This is a genomic window from Halomonas huangheensis (assembly GCF_001431725.1).
Classification (GTDB): domain Bacteria; phylum Pseudomonadota; class Gammaproteobacteria; order Pseudomonadales; family Halomonadaceae; genus Halomonas; species Halomonas huangheensis.
In genome coordinates, this window is record NZ_CP013106.1 from 2,242,844 (window position 1) to 2,262,461 (window position 19,618).

Genomic DNA, 19,618 nt, shown 5'->3' on the forward strand with positions numbered 1-19,618 from the left:
TACTGATCTCCGCGGATACCAGAGCAGACGAACACATGAATCAACAACTGTCAGACCCGGAAACAAGGCTTGAGGAACGCGCGCGGCGCAAGGCGGCGAAGCGTGAGTCGAAGAAGACGGAAATTGCTGTCAGTACTCTGGATGCGCTGAAGCGCATTGGGTATGCCAATACCACCATGCGGGATATTGCTGCGCATTCCGGCATGTCACTGGGCAGTTTGACCTACTACTTCACCGACAAGGCAGAGCTGATCACCTATTGTGTGCGCCTCTACAAGTCCGAGTTCATCGGTCGCATCGAGGATGCCGTACGTATCCACCATGATACCGGTAAGGTGCTCGACAGCCTTGCCGAGGAATTGGCGCGCTCGATCACCGATGATCTGTCTACCCATCGGCTGTGGTACGACATTCGCAGCCAGGCGATGTTTGATCCGGCATTCCGACCGGTGGTGGCGGAGATCGAGGACAAGTTGAAGGAAACGGTAGGGATTGCGCTACAGGCTGCTGGGATGCAGGACGAGTACTTCTCACAACTTGGTTATGCCATGCTCGACGGCGTGTTTCGCTTGTTACTGCAGAACACTTCAGGCGATGAGCAGCAACACGAGCAACTGGTACGCCAGCTACGCTCTGCGCTGACAGGCATCGTCCAGATGAAATCCTCATCATCGTGATTACGGCTGGCGCATGATCATATCTTTCTGACCGCTTTTCGTGGCGAATGCCGGCATGGCTCCGAGTGCCTCAGGTACCGGGAGTGCCGGTGGCAGGGAAGATAGGCCCTATGGGACGACGTGCAGTCGCTGTGGAGGTATAATCGACGCAACAATCTCGGAGGCGTCATGACCAGCATTACCACCGCAGAACAGGCTCAGCAGGAACTGCTCGAGGAGTTCGAACTGTTCGACAACTGGATGGACCGTTATCAGTACATCATCGACCTGGGCAAGGCTCTACCGAGCTTTCCTGATGACTGGAAAACCGATGAGCTGAAGATCCAGGGGTGCCAGTCGAATGTCTGGGTACATCACGAGCGGCAGGGCGACAATCTGCACTTTGATGCCATTTCGGATGCGGCGATTGTCTCGGGGCTCATCGCCGTACTCATGCGCATCTACAATGATCGTCAACCTGCTGACATTGTTGCGACCAGCCCGCACTTCCTGAAAGATCTTGGTCTCGATAAGCACTTGTCTCCAACACGCAGTAATGGCCTCAATGCGATGCTGGAGCGTATCTATCTGGTCGCTCGCCAGGAGCAGTCGTAACCCTGTTTTCGTGCTCGAGAGGAGGAGGATCGATGGAGCTATGCGTGCGTGATGCTACTGATGTGGATATGCCGGCAGTCCAACAAGTTTATGCGCATCACGTCCTCCACGGTCTTGCTTCCTTCGAGGAAGTACCGCCCTCGACCAGCGAACTGCTGACGAGGCGTGCCGTCATACTGGATGCCGGACTGCCGTATCTCGTTGCCGAACAGCATGGTGAGGTAGTTGGCTATGCCTATGCTGCCAGCTATCGACCGCGAGCCGCATATCGATTCACTGTAGAGAATTCCGTGTATATCGCCGCAGGTCAGGAAGGTAATGGCATCGGCAGTATTCTGCTGGATGCATTGATTCGGCATTGCGAACAGGGGCCCTGGCGTCAGATGTTGGCGGTTATCGGCAACAGTGAGAACGCGGCCTCTATCGCTTTGCACCGTCGTATGGGGTTCACGGTAGTCGGGACCTTCGAAGCGGTGGGCTTCAAACATGGCCGTTGGGTGGATAGCGTTCTGATGCAGCGTGCGCTGGGCGATGGCGCGAGTTGCTACCCTTGCGAGTCACGTTGAATCTTTCAATCGGGGTTCAATCCGGTCTGTCTGTTCGCGTGCGAAACTGCTCATCGAGTTCCGGGTCTTCCTGACACATTCTTTCGCTGGGGCCTCCCGGGACCGGATCTATTCCGCTCCTTGACCACGGATGACAGCGCAACAGGCGCTTGAAAGCCATCCAGCCGCCCTTGAAGGGGCCATGCACACTGATCGCTTCACTGGCGTAATGCGAGCAGCTCGGCCAGTAACGGCAGCGTGGCCCCAGTATCGGGCTGATTACCCATTGATAGAAGCGTATCGGCAGGATGAACAGCCCGCCAGCCAGCCGTTTCACCATGGCTGGCGGTTGGTGCTTACGTGACGGATCAGGCGCCTGGTTTGCCATACAGTGCGTCGGGATCGATGAGAGGGGTAGTGGTGATCCGTGCCTCATCACCTTCCAGTGCGATGTAGAAGCAGCTTCTGCGGCCGGTATGGCAGGCAGGACCGGTCTGTTCCACTTGCAGCAGCAGGGTGTCGCCGTCACAGTCCAGCGCGGCTCCCTTGAGATGTTGCTGCTGTCCCGAGGATTCTCCCTTGCGCCAGAGCTTGTTGCGCGAGCGGGAAAAATAGCAGACACGACCGGTGTGCAATGTTTCCTCGAGCGCCTCACGGTTCATCCACGCCATCATCAATATCTCGCCGCTGTCATGCTGCTGGGCGATCGCCGGGAGCAAACCATCAGCATTGAAGCGCACGGCAGCCAGCACATCACTCAGGTTGTGGCGGCTATCCACCGGCGCTCGCTCGAGTTCCTTGAATAGGGTCGTCATGCTGTCATTTCCCGTGACGTATGGGTGGCTGAAGATCAAAGTAGATGAGCTGAACACCAGCTGGCCAGCAACTCGCGTGGCCGAAAATCAGTGTGGCTGACAATTGTGGCACAGACCGAGCAGCTCGATCGTCTGGCGCTGGACCTGAAAACCGAGTGATTTGGCACGAGCGGTGAGCTGATCATTGACGTCATCCAGATGTAGCTCTTCAACGTGTCCGCATTCACGGCAGATCAGCAACTGGAAACGGTGGGTATGCTCGGGGCAAGGGCAGGCGACGTAGGCATTGAGAGACTCGATGCGATGTACCAGCCCCTGATCAATGAGAAAGTCGAGCGCACGATAGACAGTGGGGGGCCGTGCCGCAGCATGGTCCTGAGCGAGCAGGTCGAGTAGATCATAGGCCTTGAGCCCACCACTGGTGTCGGCGATCAACTCCAGTACACGACGCCGGATTGGCGTGAAGCGAACGCCGCGGCGCGCACAGTGCTGTTCGGCCTGATGAAGCAGGGCAGTTTCTGTCATGATGTCCCGGTCACAAGAATCAGGCGTCTAGTCTACGCGCTGGCCGATGTTCGGGCCAGCGGCGGATACGGGTCGATTATCAGACGACGGCTTCCAGAGCATCGCTCTGCAACTCACCCTGACGGGCGAATTCATGCTGGGCGAAAGCGACACGTTCGGCGACCGGCACTCCCTCTGGTTGCTGTTCGATCAACTCAAGACGTTCCCGCAACCCTTCACCATTGGCCATCTGAATGGCGAGGCCTGGGCGTGCGTTGAGTTCCAGCAGCATTGGGCCGTGGTCCCGATCAAGGACCATATCGGTACCCAGGTAGCCAAGCCCGGTCATCTCATAGCAGCTTGAAGCCAGCTCGAGCAGCGTATCCCAGCCAGTGATGTGTAAACTGGCCAACTCATGGCCAGTATCCGGGTGGTCTGTACGCGGACGATCGAATTGCACGCCGCGCACAGCACGACCACTGGCAATATCGATACCAACGCCCACCGCGCCCTGGTGCAGGTTGGCCTTGCCATCTGATGCCGCCGTGGACAGACGCATCATCGCCATCACCGGGTAACCCTTGAATACGATGACGCGAATGTCCGGCACACCTTCATAAGAGTAGGCTGCGAAGCTGGTATCGAAGTTGATCAGCGCTTCGACCAGCGCAACATCCGGGGCTCCACCCAACGAGTAGAGACCGGAAAGGATATTCGACACGTGGCGCTCGATATCCTTGATATCGAGCTCGGCACCGCTGGGCTTGATGAAGTGTTTACCCTCGACGCGTTCGATAACAAGGATTCCCTTGCCACCACTACCTTTCGCCGGCTTGATGACGAAGCCATTGTGACCAGCGAGCATCTCGGCGATATGCTTGACCCCAAACTGGGTGGTCACCGTCCCGATCAACTGCGGGGTAGCGATTCCGTATTCCTGCGCCACCAGCTTGGTCTGCAGCTTGTCATCAACCAGCGGATATAGCTTGCGGTCGTTATAGCGGCCTATGTAGCGAATATTCCGCCGGTTCATGCCGATGATGCCCTTGGCGCGAAGCTTGCTGGGCATAGTCCAGTTCTTCATCTCTCAGTCCTCCGTCACCGGTTTGAAGCGGCGCAGCTCGAGGAGACGATAACCGGTGTAGTTACCCAGCAACAGAATGCAGGCCATCAGGATCAACTGGACACCGAGGAAGTTGAAAGTGATATGACGAATCCACGGATTATTCATGGCAAGGTAGGCCAGTACCGCGGTAATCAGACTGCCTCCGCCCTGGATCAGCACTTCCTTGGGGCCTTCCTCTTCCCAGAGGATCGACATTCTCTCAATAGTCCATGAGAGGATGATCATCGGGAAGAAGGTGATGGTCAGGCCGGCATTGAGTCCAAAACGGTAAGCCGCCACGGTGAATATCGAGATGATCGCAATCACCGTTATTATCACCGCGGTAACTCGCGCTACCAGTAATAGGTTGAGATGCGAAAGATAACTTCGGATGACCAGTCCAGTCGCCACCACCAGCAGGAAGCCGAGCAAACCGGTCAGCAGTGAGGTCTGAATGAATGCCAATGCGATCAGCACCGGCATGAAAGTACCGGATGTCTTGAGGCCGACCAGAACTCGCAGGAGCACCACCACCAGAGCGCCGATCGGGATCAGCAGAATGGTCTGGAACAACGCCTGCTCTTCCAGTGGCAGGCTGTGAATCGAGAAGTTCAGCAACGTATCACTGTCCTTGGCCTGCTGAGTTCTCACTGCCGAGGAGGCTGACTGGTTGCGTACCAGCATCGAGAAGGAGATGTGTGAATTGCTGCCGCCCTCAACCTCGAGTACTGCGTTACCGGCACCTTCCCACATCAGCAGGTTATCGGGACGCCGCTGCTCACCGGTTGCGGGATTGAACAGCGCCTGCTTGTCACCATCATAGACCTGTACCCATGGGGTGAGGCTCTGCCGCCGACGCCCGCTTTCCAGTATCAACACGCTGACGTCACGTGCCGAAACACCCGCCTGGTTGAGTAGACGTACCAATAGAGGCACGCGGTCAAACTGAGTGAGCAGCAAGCGTGCGTTTTCCCCTTGTTCGTCGTCGGTAAACTCTCCCAGCAACTGCTGCGCAAAGGTGAAAGCATCGGAGGAGCGAGCCCATGCCTGGTCGATTACCTGCTTCGCGGCAGTGTCATAAGGGCGCTGCCAGACGACGTCCTGCACCGGAGGCGGTGGGGGAGCGCTCATGGCCTTGTTGGAGTTGCTGGTCACCAGTAGCTGTGAGCTGTAATAGAGACGCTGGTCTCCCTCTGCATTGCGCGTAGACCATACGGCACGGCGACCGCCATTCTGCTCTTCAAAGCTCAGGCCATAGCCAGGCGATGCAGTGTGCTCGGTGACAATGCGGAAACCGGGCTGCGAGGAGGGCAGCGCCATATTGACCTTGGCCGGACCGCCATTGCCATCAAAAGTGACCTGGGCTTCGATATCCCAGACCTGGCGTTGCTCACCTGGCGTCCAGGGGACCTCGAACTCGACATGACGATGAATGCTCATGGCGATACCTACCACCATCAGCAGGGCAACAATGAAATAGAACGGGAATCTGGACATGGGTCTTCCTTGCGGGGAGCGTAAGGCCGGAAACATCCTCTCGAGCACATTTCCGGCTCATGCATCCAGCAACCAGAGCCTGGCTGGCTGTCTTTTGTGCGTACGGCTTATTCGCCGTCAGTAAATTCCGGGCGCTTGTGAAGATTACTCTGAGAGACATCGACGATGGCGATATCCATCAGGAAGCGCCTTCCGAGCAACACGGGGAAATCATCACTCGGGCGGTCACTGAGAATGAAATCAACCTGTTCACGGATCGGGCCAAGGGTCATCAGCAGGCTGACCACGGGACGTGCCTCTTCCCCGGATTCCTGCGCGATTGTAGCCTCACGCTCGATGGGCGCTTCAATCCACTCATCGCGAACACTGTTGACGACGTCATCTGCGTCGTTGAGACCCAGCTTGAAGCGCACCCAGGATTCACCGTCACGTTCAAAATTGGTGATTTCACGCGCAGAAATGATCGAGGTGTTGGCTCCCGAAGCGACTCGCGCATTGAGGTATGTACCGACACTCGGCAGACCTATCCACTCGCTGCGTCCCAACAGTTCCTTGTTGGCAAGGCCCTCCATCGCGGGCTGACACTGGCTAAGGGCAGGCTGCGCCTTTTGAGGAGCCGTATCCATCGAGGCGAGCTGGCTGCGCAAACTGCGTAGCTGGGAACCGACTTCGCGAATATCTGCAGTCATAGCCGCGTTCTGGGCAGAGGTACCTGCAAGCAACTGCTGGCTGGCACTGCACTGGCCAGCAATCTGCGCTTCGAGGCGTGACATGCCGGCATTGAACTCGACTGGAGTGACGGGATTCGGCGGAGGCGTACGATCGACCGGCGCCAAGGCGCACCCACCCAACAGTAGGGCGCCCGCGAGGGGAAGGAGGGGAAACGGTCGAAAGAGCATGACGCTGGCGTCCTTGTGTCGAAAAGATACACAGTGTGCACGTACTGCCCCGTACAGGCGAGCAGCCGGCGACGATAAATTGAAGCGATGATAAGGAGCCCAACGAGTCCTGTCCATGCTGGTCGGCTTATAGTGCATTGATACCCCTTTACCTGATTTGCTGGTCGAAGCACCAGGCTACGCTGAGTACTGTCCTGCACCAGCTCTGGCAATGCCGTCATTTCAGGCGCGGGGTACAGCAGTTTTCAGCACCGCACGCGAGATGTTCACGCGGCGACTTCCTTCCAACAGGACACACAAGGCTCCGAACAATCGGGAAATTGTCTCGTAAATCAGATGTGTCTGCACCCTGTGGCACATTTGCGACGCCTTCTATTACAAGTTGTTGCGCGAAAGGCGGTAGCCGATTGCACTGAGAACACTGGTCCTCTGCATGGAGAACTTCACTACCGCTCTCGATCTATCGCTGTGCAACAAGCGCCTGATCCTGCAGCCGCAAGATGCCCTACGAAGGTGGATAGAACTAATGTCTTATGGAGAACGTTCTGTAGGAAATTTTTTTGTATCTTTTTGATAAGAAAGTCTTTTATAGGAAGCTGTGTCTTTTGAGGTGAACTGCGTCACACCACGCGGGGTTGCGAGTAGAGGGGCGATCATCTATTACAATGTAACCGGTTACATCACTTCCCTGAAACGGAGTTCACCGACGATGCACATCCACGACAATAAATCACAACGCACTCTGCTTATTGGTAGCTTTCTCGTTCCCTTGCTTGGGGGCTCCATGATTCCCATGGCTGTAGCCAACGAGGGGAGCATGGACGCCCCCATAGCGGTGCAGATGTACACCTTGCGTGACTACGGAACGCTCGAAGAACAATTTGCCACTGTCGCCGAGGCAGGCGTTGGTGCCGTCGAACTGGTGGGTGATCAGGGCGTATCGGCGGAGCAATTGAATCAATTGCTGGATGCCAATGGCCTTGATGTGGTGTCCAGCCACGTGCAGCTGGATGACCTGCGTCAGGACCTCGCCAGTGTCGCCGCCTTCCACAAGGCAATCGACAACGACACCATCGTGATTCCTTACCTGGACGAATCCCAGCGGCCCATGGATGAGGCTGGATGGCAGGCTCTCGGCGAAGAGATGGGTGAAATGGCTGACAAGCTTGCCGAGCAGGATCTGCGGCTTGCCTACCACAACCATGATTTCGAGATGCAGACCTATGGCGACCAGACGGCATTGGAGATCCTGCTGGATGCGGCTGGCCCAGAACTGCTGGCGGAAGTCGATGTGGCCTGGGTGTCCCGAGGAGGGCAAGACCCAGCGGAATACCTGGGTAACTTCGACGATCAGCTGTTTGCCATCCACGTGAAGGACAATGCTCCTGAAGGCGAAGCCGAAGATGAGAAAGGGTTCGCCATTCCGGGGCAAGGTGTCATGGATTGGCAGAGCATTCTGCCGGCCGCCGATGATGCCGGCGTCGAGTGGTACATCATCGAGCACGACCTGCCGGCAGATGCCGCAGCAGTGGTTGTTCAAGGCGCCGAATTTCTTGAACAGGCGCTGGCATCGGACACCGCTGAGTGATCGTCGCCGCAAGACAATAAATACAATGGAATCAAAAATATAAAAGGAGATTTACCGTGGCAGACAATCACTATGATGCCATCGTAGTTGGTTCAGGTATCAGCGGAGGCTGGGCCGCCAAGGAACTGACGGAAAAGGGCCTCAAGGTGTTGCTCCTTGAGCGTGGCCGCAATATCGAGCATATAAAGGACTACCAGAACGCCCAGAAGGAGGCCTGGGATTACCCTCATCGCGATGTTCCCACTCAGCGAATGAAGGATGAGTACCCGGTGCTGAGTCGCGATTATCCGCTCAATGAATCCACCATGGGCATGTGGGTAAATGAGCAGGAATCTCCCTATGTCGAGGAGAAGCGCTTCGATTGGTTCCGAGGCTACCATGTAGGTGGCAGGTCTCTCATGTGGGGGCGCCATAGCTACCGTTGGTCGGATCTCGACTTCGAAGCCAACCAACGCGAAGGCGTCGCCATCGACTGGCCAATCCGCTATGCGGATCTGGCCCCCTGGTATGACTACGTGGAAAGCTTCGCAGGCATCTCGGGAACACGGGAAAACCTCGATGTTCTTCCTGACGGCCAGTTCTTGCCGCCAATTCCGCTCAACTGCGTCGAAGAGGATGTTGCCGAGCGCATCAAGCAGTCTTTCGATGGCTCGAGACGATTGATACACAGCCGTGTTGCCAACATCACCCAGCCGAAGCCGGAGCAGCAGCGCACCAATTGCCAGTATCGCAACAAATGCTGGCTGGGTTGCCCATTCGGTGCTTATTTCAGCACTCAGTCCGCGACATTGCCGGCGGCCGTGGCCACCGGCAATCTGACCCTTCGACCGCACTCCATCGTCACTCAGGTGCTCTACGACCGCGATCGTGGCCGCGCCACCGGTGTTGAGGTGCTCGACGCCGAGACCAACGAGACCTACGAGTACACAGCCAACGTCATCTTCCTCAATGCCTCGACCTTCAACTCGACCTGGATTCTGATGAATTCGGCGACCGATGTCTGGCCTGGAGGCCTTGGCAGCAGCAGTGGGGAGTTGGGTCACAACGTCATGGACCATCACTTCCGGGTAGGCGCCAGCGGCGATGTGGAAGGGTACATGGATCGTTATTACTTCGGGCGACGGCCCGCAGGTTTCTATATTCCTCGCTTCCGTAACGTCGGTGATGATCGCCGCGACTACCTGCGTGGCTTCGGCTATCAAGGATCGGCGAGCCGTGAGCGTTGGGATCGTGATATCGCAGAGCTCAACCATGGTGCGGACTTCAAGAATGCCCTGAGTCAGCCGGGTGCCTGGACTATCGGTATGACGGCTTTCGGTGAAATGTTGCCGCACCACGATAACCGCATTCATCTCGATTCACAGATCACCGACAAGTGGGGACTACCTGTACTGGCGATGAACGTCGAGCTGCGTGACAACGAGAAGGCCATGCGCAAGGACATGATGCAGGACGCCGTTGATCTTCTCGAGGCCGGCGGCATTCGCAATGTTAAACCCGAAGAGGGCGATTACGGTGTAGGTATGGGCATACATGAGATGGGTACGGCCCGAATGGGGCGCGATCCAGCAACTTCCGTCCTCAACGCCCACAACCAGGTCTGGGACGCACCCAACGTCTTCGTTACCGATGGCGCCTGCATGAGCTCTTCCTCTTGCGTCAACCCGTCTTTGACCTACATGGCCTTGACTGCTCGTGCAGCAGACTTCGCCGTCAACGAAATGAAGCGGGGGAATCTGTAATGCATCGTCGTGAACTACTCAAACTGATCGCCGCCACGACTGGCACCGCGTTGATCGGTGGCAACGTTCTCGTTGCTCACAGTAGCGAGAGTGGCGTCGGTGGCGAGGTTCTCTCGGCAAAGGATATCGAACTGCTGGATGCCGTAGCCGAAACAATTCTTCCGCGTACCGACACACCCGGTGCCAGCGACGCTAAAGTCGCTGAGTTCATGAAAGTGTTCGTCCGCGATTGCTATACCTCTGCCGAACAGGATCGTTTCATCAGCGGACCCGTGGATATTCGCGAGCGTTGCCAGCAGCAATATGGACGTAGCTTCCAGCAACTTGAAGATACTGAGCGCAGCGCATTGATAGACACACTTGACCAGGAAGCACTTGCGCTACTGGAGGACGTGGGTGAAGGAAACTCGCAGCTCGATGCGCCTGGCGATGTGCACTACTTCACCATGATCAAGCAATTGACCTTGTTCGGCTTCTTTACCTCAGAGGTCGGCGCAACAGAAGTGTTGCGCTATGTCGCTGTACCCGGACGTTATGACGGCAATGCCCCCTATCAGGAGGGTGAGCCCGCCTGGGCCACCACATAATTGCCACGACTCTGTCGGGGCACGTTCTGCGTGTCCCCGATGCCCACGATCAGTTGCGAGAGTATTAGTGATGAACTCAACATTCCTTGTGCGCAGCAAATGGAGCGCCTGGTGCCTCGGCGGCCTGATGGTCGCTGCCTCTGGCGGATTGTCCGCCGCTGAGAGCAACGATGCCTCCGAGCAGGAGCGTCACCGCCAGGCCTCTCTGACCGAAGTCTGGGAGCCGGTACCGGAAATGGTGGAAGCCCCCCGCGAGGGCCCCCCTTCGGATGCCATCGTGCTGTTCAATGGCGAGAACCTGGATAGTTGGCAGAACGAGCAGGGCGAAGCCGCTGAATGGCTTATCGAAGACGGTGCCATGACAGTTGCGCGTGGCAGTGGCGGGATCGAGACACGTGAGTCCTTCTGTGACGTACAGCTGCATGTCGAATGGCGCGCGCCAGAGGATACCGCTGGCTATGAGGGTCAGGATCGTGGCAACAGCGGCATCTTTCTGCAGCAACGCTACGAGGTCCAGGTGTTGGACTCATGGCACAACCCGACCTATCCCAATGGTCAAGCGGCGTCGATCTACAAGCAGCACATTCCACTGGTCAACGCGTCACGTGAACCGGGTGAGTGGCAGAGCTATGACATTGTCTTCACCGCACCACGTTTCGATGATAGTGGCGAGTTGAACAGCCCGGCCAATGTGACCGTACTGCACAACGGCGTGCTGGTGCAGAATCACGTGGAAATCGAAGGTAGCACCGAGTGGATCGGAGCACCGGAGTACGAGGCGCATGGCTGTGCGCCGATCTTTCTTCAGGACCACGACGCCGATGTCAGCTATCGCAACATCTGGGTCAGACCGCTTGATTCTGCATCCGAAGCGGAAAGTTGATGGCGGGGTGTAGTTGATGGTGTTGATGAAAATGGTGGAATGAAATAGTAAGGGCCCCGATGGAATATCGGGGCCCTTATTGTTGCAAGGAACTCAATCCGAAGGGCTATTTAGCGAGTTGCGGGTTCCATGGCAGGGGCCACGGTTGACTCCTCCTCAACAGGAATACGACGGACGCCAAACCATCCAAACCATGGGCCTGCCAGCGCCAGCAGGATCGAGAACACCAACCCCAGATAATTGAACAGCGCCCAGGGAGCGTATTCGATTGTTGCGACCCCCAGCGTTGCGGCCATATACACCGCGGATACCGTCCACGGAGCCAGCGGCTCTGGAATCATGCCGCCATCTTCCAGGCTGCGCGATAGATTGAGAGGGTGCAGGCCGCGCTTGCGATACTGCTCCGCGAACAGCTCGCGAGTCAGGAAGAAGGTCACATAGCTGTTGCCGGTCGCCAGAATGATCGCCATGCCCGCCGCCAACGATGCCAGAATGGTGCCGGTCGCCGAGCGTACATACGCTAGTGTACGGTTGAGTACCACATGCAGGATGCCTGAGGCTTCGAGCGCCGAGGCGAAGAAGAACGCACAGAATACAAACAGCACCGCGCCATGCATGCTATAGAGCCCGCCACGATTAAGCAGCGTCAGCAGGGCCGGGTAGAGACTATCCACCTCGACGTCAGGGCGAATCACGCTCAACAGGTCGACATTGAAACCCGACACCGCAGCGGTTGCCACAGCCGAAAGCGGGGCATGCTGCACGATCATCGCCAACACGATGGCGCACAGCGTGGCAAGAAACAGCACTACCAGCGTGGGTTTCTTGAGGATCGAGCCGGTCAGCACGATAACTACCGGTAGCATCAACAACAGGTTGAGATCGAAGATCGAGCGAATCTGATCAGCGCCCTGCGATATTGCCGCCGAGGTGGCCGCACCATCTCCCATGTTCAGGCCCAGCATGAGATAGACCACAGCAGCAAGTGTGGCGGCCGGCAATGAGGTGTACATCAGGTAGCGAATATGGCGGTACAGGTCTACTCCCACCACCATCGATGCCATGATGGTGGTATCAGACAGCGGTGACAGCTTGTCACCAAAGTAGGCCCCGGAAAGCACTGCACCTGCAGCAATCGCCAGATTGACATCCATGGCGGTGGCAATGCCCATTATCGCTACCCCCAGGGTACCGGCAGAACCCCAGGAGGTGCCGGTGAAGGTCGATACAATCGCCGTGCCGAAGAATGCCATGACGTACAGGTAGCGAGGGTCGACCAGTTCAAGGCCGTGATAGATGAAGTAGGGGATGGTTCCCGAGATCATCCAGGTGCCGATGATCATGCCAATACTGTAAAGCACAAGGATGGCGGTCAGCGCCGTCTTGATCTTGTGCCCCATGATGTCCATCACCAACTGCCAGCTGCCGCCGTGAAGGACAGTGAAAAGCGTTGCTATCGCACCGCAACTGATCAATACCAGTTCAGTGGGAAGCCCGGAAATGACGATACCGAAGATGATCCCCGCGGCAATGGCGACCAAAAGTAGTAGCGAAGGTGTGAAGCCTGGTTGTAGTTGTTGCTGAGCTGGCATTGGAAATCCTCCTGATACGCTCAGTGGTTGAGGGCGTTCAACCCCCTATCGAGGTCGGCGAGGATGTCATCAATATCCTCGAGTCCTACGGCAAGGCGAATAAGTGGCTGACCACTGCCGTTCGGGCGCATGGGCGAAACCACAAGGCTCTCGTAGCCACCCCAACTGACACCGATGCGGAACAACTGCAGGGCGTCGATGAAGCTGGCGATGCGAGAGTAGGTCGGTTGGTTGATACGGAAGCTCAGCAGGCCCGCGTGACCGCTAAGCTGTTTGGCCACCCACTCTGCGGGTTGCCCCTGAGCGAGGCTGGGATGGAACACCTCTTCTACACATGCCTGGTCGGCAAGGAAGCGCGCTACACGTAACCCATTGCGGTGGTGCTCGCTCATGCGTAGTGGCAGAGTACGCAGCCCACGCAGTACCAGCGCGGCATTCTGGGGGGCTAGAGCGGCTCCGAGCAGTTGATGTCCAATCGCGAATAGCCGATCGATCATCTCGGCGGAGCCAATGACAGCCCCGCCAACGACGTCACTGTGGCCGCCGATATACTTGGACAGTGAATGGATGACGAGATCGAATCCGTGTTGCAACGGCTTTTGAAACAGAGGCGTCGCCCAGGTGTTGTCGATCATCGTGAGGATATTGCGTGCCTTGGCAATTCGGGCAATGGCATCGAGGTCTGCCAGTTCCATCGACAGTGACGAAGGACTCTCCACATAAATGATACGCGTGGAAGGCTGCAGTGATGCTTCAATATCGTCGGTACCGCTGATGCCATCATGTTTGACGCCATAATGTTCGAGCTGATCGAGCAGTTCGACGCCAGGCCCATACGTCTGATTGATGCGCAGCACATGGTCGCCTTGACGCAGTAGGGAGAACAGCGTGGCGGCGACGGCACCCATTCCCGAAGCGAACGCCTTGCAGGCTTCGCCACGCTCGAGAGCGGCCAACTTGCGTTCAACCAGGTGAACACCGGGATTGAGGCCCCGACTATAGATATAGTGCTCGCGCTCCTTCATCTGCGAGCGGCTGAAGGTTTCCAGGTCCGGAAAGGTGAAGATACTGGTCTGATAGACCGGCGGTGTGACTGCGCCATGATGGCCAGCATCATCTTCGAAGGCATGTTGGCAGATGTAACGATCCCGGCTATCCAATGGCGCACCTCATGTTTCGTCTCGATGCTGATTCTGTCGCAAATTTCGAGAGCTATCAGCCTGTCTGATAGGTCAAGCTAGCACGGAGTTTTACTCGCATCAATTGATACAGCACCGCTTTGGCGATAACTTGCCGTAGATGATCGATCAAACAGTACGTCAGGGTTCGTTGACAGGGTGTATCTCACGGAATGAAACGACTTTATTTATCCGATACCGTTGCCGGCGAGATCAGCGCCTGGATCAGCGAGAATCAGTTGCAGGCTGGTGATCAGCTACCTTCCGCATCCGAGTGGATGAGCCGTCTGGAGGTGGGACGATCGACACTGCGAGAAGGGCTCAAGAAACTCCAGGCCGAAGGCATCATCGAGGTCATCAACGGCAAAGGGATATTCGTCAGCGAAAGCAAGACCTTTCAGCTGTTGGAGACGTTGGGGCTCAGCGACGCACGTGAGCATCTACTGGAAATGCTCGATGTTCGCCAGGCATTGGAAGAGAGGGCCATCGTCCTGGCAACCCGGCGTGGCTCGGAGAGTGACTTCGCGATCATGTCCGAGCATCTGTCGGACTATCGTGAGGCACGTGAAAAGGACGACTTCCTCGGTGTCAGTGAAGCGGACGCCGCCTTCCATCTGGCGATCTATGAGACCTGCGGAAACAGCGTGTTGGTCGGGCTGATCAAGCTGATGCATGACGACCTGTATGTCTCCTGGGACAGCCTGGAAGATCGTATGCAAGTATTCGATGCCAGCTTCGAGCACCACGTCACCTTGCTGGAAACCATGCGCCGAGGGGATGAGACAGGTGCCATTGAAGCTTTCGGCACGCTGATCGACGCCACTCGACGTACCGTCGAGGCCATGTAAGACCTCGACGGGATCGCCACTCATCAATCGTCGAAGCGGCTGATGATCAACGCTGCATTGACGCCACCAAAGCCAAAACCATTACACAGCACGTGCCGAGTAGCCTTTTCGCGCGCCGTACAGGGCACGAAATCCAGCTCCTGCATGTCTTCGTCGGCGTGCTCCATGTTCAATGTTGGTGGCAGCACACCCGTCATCGCCGCCATGGCGCTGAACAAACTCTCTACACCGCCAGCAGCACCAAGCAGGTGGCCGGTCGCTGATTTTGTCGATGAGATTGGTGTATCGCGCAATCTGTCGCCGAATACCTGACGTAGCGAGGCAATCTCGGCACGATCACCCACCGGAGTGGACGTGGCATGGGCATTGACGTAGTCGATGTCCTGCGGGGCGAGTCCCCCCATACGCAGTGCGGCTCGGATGGCCTGAGCGGCGCCGGCGCCATCCTCGGGGCCAGCGGTGATATGCCAGGCATCAGCACTGGTGCCATAACCGCTGATGACTGCCAGAGGCGTGGCGCCGCGTTGGCGAGCATGCTCCAGCGTTTCGATCACCATCAGTCCTGCGCCTTCGCCCATGACGAAGCCGTTGCGTGACTGATCGAAGGGCCGTGATGCGCTGGCCGGTTGCTGCTGTTCGGTGGATAGCGCCTTGAGCGCGTTGAAGCCTGCCAGTGACAGCGGATCGACACAGGACTCGGCTCCTCCGACCAGAGCAATCTCGGCTTCGCCGCTACGGATCAGACGCATGCCGTCTCCGATGGCCTGCAGGCCTGCGGCACAGGCCGTGACTGGACATCCCAGCGGGCCACGTAAGCCATAGCGAATCGATAACTGTCCGGCCGCCATATTGGCGAGGAAGGCCGGCACGGTGAAGGGCGACAAGCGACGATGACCACGCTCGGTCAGCGTCTGTTGCGCTTGAGTAATGGTCGGAAAACCGCCGATACCCGTCCCCACAATGGTGGCTGTAGCACTCTGGTCAGCAGCATTGTCCGGAAACCAGTTCGCCTGCTGCAGGGCCTCCTCGGCGGCTGCCAGCGCGTAGAGTGAGAACAGGTCCTGCTTGCGTCGCTCTCGGGGGTCCGCCACCTGGTCGATGTCGAATCCTGCCTCGGGATCGGCACTGATATCGGGCACCAGGCCAGCAATCTTGATCGGTAGATCATCCGTCGCGAAGCGCGTGATGGAACCGATACCGGAATGTCCGGCCACCAGACGCTGCCAGACCTTGTTGACTCCACATCCAAGCGGACTGACCATGCCCATGCCGGTAATGACGATAGGGGATTCCATACTGCCTCCTGAGAATCGGATATCGTCGTGAAGCTAACATCAGACTTGATATGATCAAGATAATATTCAATCTGCGTAGTAGAATACCGGAGCTGTCGGCCCGATATAGGCACTGGATATAAACCCTGTTTGTTCAATGGATCAGTGGCGAGACTCCCATGCCATATTCTCCAACTCGCAAGGCCAGTAGTCGTGAGCGGATCCTGGCGTCCGCGACCGAGCTTTTCTGTCGCGATGGTTTCAACAAGGTGTCGATTGGTCAGATCATGAAGCTGGCCAGAATGACCCATGGCGCTTTCTATGCCCACTTTGAGTCAAAGGAAGCGCTGTACAGTGCATCCATCGGCGAAACGCTCAAGAATAGCCGCGCGGCACGCCTGGTAAAGGGCCCTCTGTCGATCAAGCATCTGACGGCGCTGGTCACCAATTACTGCAATCTTCAGGAACTGGAGCGCAGGAATAGTCCGGGCCCGGAGAATGTACTATTCAATGAGATCGGCAATGACAACGGCGAGGTCAAGGCCCAGTTCGAGGCCTCGTATCGTCGTATCAAGAAAATGGTCGAAACGCGTCTGATTGCGCTGAGCAAGCTGAAGAAGTTGCCCTTCGAACCAGATCGCGAAGTCATCTCCGAGAAGGCGCGGGCTATCCTTGCCTCTCTAGTGGGCGCGGTGGCCATTGCCCGCAGCCTGCCGGACGATCAGGAGCGCACTCAAATCCTCGAAGCCGCCCAGAAGCAGATTCTACGCATGCTGGGAGTCGATGAGCAGGAAATGGGTACGCTGTTGCGCAGTGACGAATCCACCGATGGACGACGGCTGTGGGCCGACCTGGTGCCGGAAATGCAGTCTTCCTGAGCATCCGCCTGTCAGGCACTTGGGGAGGGGGGAGAAAGAGGGCGAGTACGACGCTGATTGCGGGCTCATTTGAACCTGCTGAGGGCTCGTCTTATTGAACCCGCTGAGGGCTCGTCTTATTGAACCCGCTGAGGGCTCTATGCCAACCTGAGCAGCGTTTTCCTCCATCCTCATCAGGAACCCGTCATGGATCAGTTCATCAACGATCGCAATACTCTTGTCACGGATGCCATCGAAGGCGTGCTGAGAAGCTCGGGGCCGGGAGTCGCTCGCCTCGATGGCTATCCGCATATCAAGGTGGTGGTGCGAACCGACCATCAACGCGGCAAGGTCGCGCTGGTCTCTGGAGGGGGTTCCGGACATGAGCCTAGTCACGCCGGCTTTGTGGGACGAGGCATGCTTACTGCCGCGGTCTGCGGTGAGGTATTCGCGTCACCCTCTGTAGAAGCGGTATTGGCCGGGATATTGGCGGTGACAGGAGAGGCGGGGTGCCTGTTGATCGTCAAGAATTACACTGGTGATCGGCTCAATTTCGGTCTGGCGGCGGAAAGGGCACGAGCATTGGGGCTGCAGGTCAGAATGGTGATTGTCGATGACGATATCGCATTGCCTGACAATCCGCAGGCACGTGGGCTGGCTGGAACTCTATTCGTCCACAAGATAGCCGGAGCGCTGGCAGAGCAGGGCGCTGATCTCGATAGTGTGGCCGACGCTGCGCAGGCAGTTGTCGATCACACCATGTCCATCGGTATGGCGTTGGATACCTGTACCGTGCCCGGTTCCCGCAAGGAGCAGCGACTGGCCGACGGCAAGGCCGAGCTGGGCCTGGGCATTCATGGTGAGCCAGGCGTTGAGCAGGTCGACTTCATCAATGCGCAGCAGGCAATGGCGCTGGTGGTCGATAAGCTCGGTCAGTATCTCGACACCGGTGGCGGATCAAGCCGCTACGTGGCATTGATCAATAATCTCGGCGGATGCACACAGCTGGAAATGTCGATCCTCACTGAGGCACTGCTGAGTTCCGCTATCGGCGACAGAATTGGTTGGGCAGTCGGCCCTGCATCATTGATGACATCGCTGGATATGCGTGGCTTCTCGATCTCGTTACTGGCGGCAGATGAGGTCATGCAGAAGGCCATACACACCGACGTCGCATCTGCTTACTGGCCGGGGTGCAGCTCGGTGGTGAGGGAGCCTGAGGTATTGCCGTTACCGGAGGGGCTGGCACCGACTCGCCCGACGGCGTCTTCCTGCGAATCCGTTCGATTGCTGATCGACGCCAGTTGTTCAATCCTGATCGAGGCTGAAGCCGAGCTCAATACGCTGGATGCCAAATCCGGTGACGGAGATACCGGTAGCACGCTGGCAACCGCCGCGCATGCATTGCGCAACCGCCTTGATGACATGCCGCTCGCGGATACCCCGCAACTGCTGCGCAGTCTGGCATCAGAGTTGAGCCAGACCATGGGCGGTTCGTCAGGTGTCCTGTTGGCGATCTTCTTCGCCGCTGCAGGTGATGCCGCCTCTCAGGGCAGCAATCTACAGGATGCACTCAAGGCTGGATTGGCGCGCATGCAGCAGATCGGTGGCGCCAGGCCCGGAGATCGCACCATGATCGATGCCCTGGCACCTGCTCTGGAGATCCTGGACCAGGGGATGACTCACGCTGCTGCAGCCGCTCGTCAGGGAGCCAATGCCACCGCGAGCATGACCCACGCTCGCGCCGGGCGCGCCAGCTATGTCAGTGAAGCCAATCTGGTGGGTCACAACGACCCCGGTGCCGAAGCGGTTGCCAGGCTTCTCGAGCAGCTGTCGAAGTAGACAATCATCGAGTCGCTACTCGGCATTCACGCCAGGCTGAGTCGCCTCCAGCCTGGCCAGTGAAATGACGTGCTCGATGAACTCTGTTTTGGCCGCGGCATAAGCATTCATATCGGCCCAATCGACACGACTCAGATCATGTTTCAGAGCGGCGTAGCGATCTCGCATACCCCCATGGCGTCGAAGATAGTCGCGTAACAGTAGATAACGCTGGCATTCAATGGAGTCCGGGGGAAAGACATGAATATGAACATCCCGCTGTGGAGTGCGAAACATCCGGTGCTCGTCGAAGTCCGGATCTCGAACTCGCAGTTCATATCCAGCAGCCTGCATAGCGGCAAGGTAACAGTCTTCATCTGATGGATCCGCGACCACAGCAAGGATGTCAATGATCGGCTTGGCATCCAACTCTTCCACCGCGGTCGAGCCGATATGCTCAATACGCTGCAAAATGGTCCCGAGCACCTGACAAATACGTTGAGCATGGCATTGATACAGGCCGGGCCACTCGCTACGCCACGCTACAATCTCGATGCGGCGCTTTTCAACGCCGCCTATCAAACCGACTTCCAGTGTTTTTTCTGACATACA

Annotated in this window: 20 protein-coding genes; 10 read left to right on the forward strand and 10 right to left on the reverse strand. The window is 57.3% G+C overall.

What is annotated here, in order from left to right; all coding sequences use genetic code 11:
• Positions 1-35: 35 nt before the first annotated feature.
• From AR456_RS09910 to AR456_RS09920, 3 genes are all read left to right on the forward strand, one after another.
• Positions 36-677 carry a TetR/AcrR family transcriptional regulator gene (locus AR456_RS09910; protein ID WP_155829143.1) on the forward strand — a complete coding sequence of 214 codons (642 nt, stop codon included), beginning with the start codon at positions 36-38 and terminating at the stop codon, positions 675-677.
• 168 nt (positions 678-845) lie between these two features.
• The gene (locus AR456_RS09915; protein ID WP_021817563.1) at positions 846-1,271 is read left to right on the forward strand and encodes a SufE family protein; all 426 of its coding nucleotides are present in this window, start codon (positions 846-848) and stop codon (positions 1,269-1,271) included.
• 44 nt (positions 1,272-1,315) lie between these two features.
• A complete protein-coding gene (locus tag AR456_RS09920) occupies positions 1,316-1,837 on the forward strand; it encodes a GNAT family N-acetyltransferase (RefSeq protein WP_236995553.1) in 522 nt (173 codons plus the stop codon).
• 16 nt (positions 1,838-1,853) lie between these two features.
• Here the strand turns inward: AR456_RS09920 and yidD are convergent, their stop codons facing one another.
• From yidD to AR456_RS09945, 6 genes are all read right to left on the reverse strand, one after another.
• Positions 1,854-2,156 carry a membrane protein insertion efficiency factor YidD gene (gene yidD, locus AR456_RS21020; protein WP_236995574.1) on the reverse strand — a complete coding sequence of 101 codons (303 nt, stop codon included), beginning with the start codon at positions 2,154-2,156 and terminating at the stop codon, positions 1,854-1,856.
• 28 nt (positions 2,157-2,184) lie between these two features.
• Entirely contained in the window at positions 2,185-2,631 is a 447-nt protein-coding gene (gene hisI, locus AR456_RS09925) for a phosphoribosyl-AMP cyclohydrolase (RefSeq protein ID WP_021817561.1), read from the reverse strand.
• Positions 2,632-2,718: 87 nt separating this feature from the next.
• Positions 2,719-3,156 carry a transcriptional repressor gene (locus AR456_RS09930; RefSeq protein ID WP_021817560.1) on the reverse strand — a complete coding sequence of 146 codons (438 nt, stop codon included), beginning with the start codon at positions 3,154-3,156 and terminating at the stop codon, positions 2,719-2,721.
• Positions 3,157-3,235: 79 nt separating this feature from the next.
• A complete protein-coding gene (locus AR456_RS09935; protein WP_021817559.1) occupies positions 3,236-4,219 on the reverse strand; it encodes an alpha-L-glutamate ligase-like protein in 984 nt (327 codons plus the stop codon).
• A gap of 3 nt (positions 4,220-4,222) precedes the next feature.
• Positions 4,223-5,737 (reverse strand): inactive transglutaminase family protein, encoded by a 1,515-nt coding sequence (locus AR456_RS09940; protein ID WP_021817558.1) that lies wholly within the window; start codon positions 5,735-5,737, stop codon positions 4,223-4,225.
• 107 nt (positions 5,738-5,844) lie between these two features.
• Positions 5,845-6,573 (reverse strand): ATP-dependent zinc protease family protein, encoded by a 729-nt coding sequence (locus AR456_RS09945; RefSeq protein ID WP_236995554.1) that lies wholly within the window; start codon positions 6,571-6,573, stop codon positions 5,845-5,847.
• 880 nt (positions 6,574-7,453) lie between these two features.
• On the opposite strand from AR456_RS09945, the gene AR456_RS09950 reads away from it, so the two are divergent.
• The 4 genes from AR456_RS09950 to AR456_RS09965 all read left to right on the forward strand — a co-directional run bounded on the left by AR456_RS09950 (position 7,454) and on the right by AR456_RS09965 (position 11,436).
• On the forward strand, positions 7,454-8,224 hold the full coding sequence (locus AR456_RS09950; RefSeq protein ID WP_021817556.1) for a sugar phosphate isomerase/epimerase family protein: 771 nt from the start codon (positions 7,454-7,456) through the stop codon (positions 8,222-8,224).
• A 56-nt stretch (positions 8,225-8,280) separates the two neighbouring features.
• Positions 8,281-9,966 (forward strand): GMC oxidoreductase, encoded by a 1,686-nt coding sequence (locus tag AR456_RS09955; protein WP_021817555.1) that lies wholly within the window; start codon positions 8,281-8,283, stop codon positions 9,964-9,966.
• Positions 9,966-10,553, forward strand: coding sequence for a gluconate 2-dehydrogenase subunit 3 family protein (locus tag AR456_RS09960; protein WP_021817554.1), 588 nt, complete (start codon positions 9,966-9,968; stop codon positions 10,551-10,553). Before AR456_RS09955 ends, AR456_RS09960 begins: the two co-directional genes overlap by 1 nt.
• Positions 10,554-10,623: 70 nt before the next feature.
• A complete protein-coding gene (locus tag AR456_RS09965) occupies positions 10,624-11,436 on the forward strand; it encodes a 3-keto-disaccharide hydrolase (RefSeq protein WP_021817553.1) in 813 nt (270 codons plus the stop codon).
• Between the two features lie 110 nt (positions 11,437-11,546).
• Here AR456_RS09965 and nhaC read toward each other — a convergent pair whose 3' ends face one another.
• Together nhaC and AR456_RS09975 are read right to left on the reverse strand one after the other, a co-directional pair.
• Positions 11,547-13,028 carry a Na+/H+ antiporter NhaC gene (gene nhaC / locus AR456_RS09970; RefSeq protein ID WP_021817552.1) on the reverse strand — a complete coding sequence of 494 codons (1,482 nt, stop codon included), beginning with the start codon at positions 13,026-13,028 and terminating at the stop codon, positions 11,547-11,549.
• A 20-nt stretch (positions 13,029-13,048) separates the two neighbouring features.
• Positions 13,049-14,188, reverse strand: a complete 1,140-nt coding sequence (locus AR456_RS09975) for a trans-sulfuration enzyme family protein (protein ID WP_021817551.1) — start codon at positions 14,186-14,188, stop codon at positions 13,049-13,051.
• Between the two features lie 191 nt (positions 14,189-14,379).
• Here AR456_RS09975 and AR456_RS09980 point away from each other — a divergent pair, with 191 nt between their 5' ends.
• On the forward strand, positions 14,380-15,054 hold the full coding sequence (locus AR456_RS09980; protein WP_021817550.1) for a FadR/GntR family transcriptional regulator: 675 nt from the start codon (positions 14,380-14,382) through the stop codon (positions 15,052-15,054).
• A gap of 23 nt (positions 15,055-15,077) precedes the next feature.
• On the opposite strand, the gene fabF is transcribed toward AR456_RS09980, so the two are convergent.
• Positions 15,078-16,349 (reverse strand): beta-ketoacyl-ACP synthase II, encoded by a 1,272-nt coding sequence (gene fabF / locus AR456_RS09985; RefSeq protein ID WP_021817549.1) that lies wholly within the window; start codon positions 16,347-16,349, stop codon positions 15,078-15,080.
• A gap of 158 nt (positions 16,350-16,507) precedes the next feature.
• On the opposite strand from fabF, the gene AR456_RS09990 reads away from it, so the two are divergent.
• Positions 16,508-17,206 carry a TetR/AcrR family transcriptional regulator gene (locus AR456_RS09990; RefSeq protein ID WP_021817548.1) on the forward strand — a complete coding sequence of 233 codons (699 nt, stop codon included), beginning with the start codon at positions 16,508-16,510 and terminating at the stop codon, positions 17,204-17,206.
• Positions 17,207-17,392: 186 nt separating this feature from the next.
• Positions 17,393-19,027 carry a dihydroxyacetone kinase subunit DhaK gene (locus AR456_RS09995; protein WP_021817547.1) on the forward strand — a complete coding sequence of 545 codons (1,635 nt, stop codon included), beginning with the start codon at positions 17,393-17,395 and terminating at the stop codon, positions 19,025-19,027.
• A 15-nt stretch (positions 19,028-19,042) separates the two neighbouring features.
• Here the strand turns inward: AR456_RS09995 and AR456_RS10000 are convergent, their stop codons facing one another.
• Positions 19,043-19,615, reverse strand: a complete 573-nt coding sequence (locus AR456_RS10000; RefSeq protein ID WP_021817546.1) for a GrpB family protein — start codon at positions 19,613-19,615, stop codon at positions 19,043-19,045.
• Positions 19,616-19,618: the final 3 nt, after the last annotated feature.

Coding starts and splice junctions, on each gene's coding strand:
- hisI (WP_021817561.1), bottom strand. CDS start 2,631: ATGACGACCCTATTCAAGGAACTCGAGCGAGCGCCGGTGGATAGCCGC.
- AR456_RS09915 (WP_021817563.1), top strand. CDS start 846: ATGACCAGCATTACCACCGCAGAACAGGCTCAGCAGGAACTGCTCGAG.
- AR456_RS09965 (WP_021817553.1), top strand. CDS start 10,624: ATGAACTCAACATTCCTTGTGCGCAGCAAATGGAGCGCCTGGTGCCTC.
- fabF (WP_021817549.1), bottom strand. CDS start 16,349: ATGGAATCCCCTATCGTCATTACCGGCATGGGCATGGTCAGTCCGCTT.
- nhaC (WP_021817552.1), bottom strand. CDS start 13,028: ATGCCAGCTCAGCAACAACTACAACCAGGCTTCACACCTTCGCTACTA.
- AR456_RS09940 (WP_021817558.1), bottom strand. CDS start 5,737: ATGTCCAGATTCCCGTTCTATTTCATTGTTGCCCTGCTGATGGTGGTA.
- AR456_RS09980 (WP_021817550.1), top strand. CDS start 14,380: ATGAAACGACTTTATTTATCCGATACCGTTGCCGGCGAGATCAGCGCC.
- AR456_RS09935 (WP_021817559.1), bottom strand. CDS start 4,219: ATGAAGAACTGGACTATGCCCAGCAAGCTTCGCGCCAAGGGCATCATC.
- AR456_RS09995 (WP_021817547.1), top strand. CDS start 17,393: ATGGATCAGTTCATCAACGATCGCAATACTCTTGTCACGGATGCCATC.
- AR456_RS09960 (WP_021817554.1), top strand. CDS start 9,966: ATGCATCGTCGTGAACTACTCAAACTGATCGCCGCCACGACTGGCACC.
- AR456_RS09930 (WP_021817560.1), bottom strand. CDS start 3,156: ATGACAGAAACTGCCCTGCTTCATCAGGCCGAACAGCACTGTGCGCGC.
- yidD (WP_236995574.1), bottom strand. CDS start 2,156: ATGGTGAAACGGCTGGCTGGCGGGCTGTTCATCCTGCCGATACGCTTC.
- AR456_RS09910 (WP_155829143.1), top strand. CDS start 36: ATGAATCAACAACTGTCAGACCCGGAAACAAGGCTTGAGGAACGCGCG.
- AR456_RS10000 (WP_021817546.1), bottom strand. CDS start 19,615: ATGTCAGAAAAAACACTGGAAGTCGGTTTGATAGGCGGCGTTGAAAAG.
- AR456_RS09990 (WP_021817548.1), top strand. CDS start 16,508: ATGCCATATTCTCCAACTCGCAAGGCCAGTAGTCGTGAGCGGATCCTG.
- AR456_RS09950 (WP_021817556.1), top strand. CDS start 7,454: ATGGACGCCCCCATAGCGGTGCAGATGTACACCTTGCGTGACTACGGA.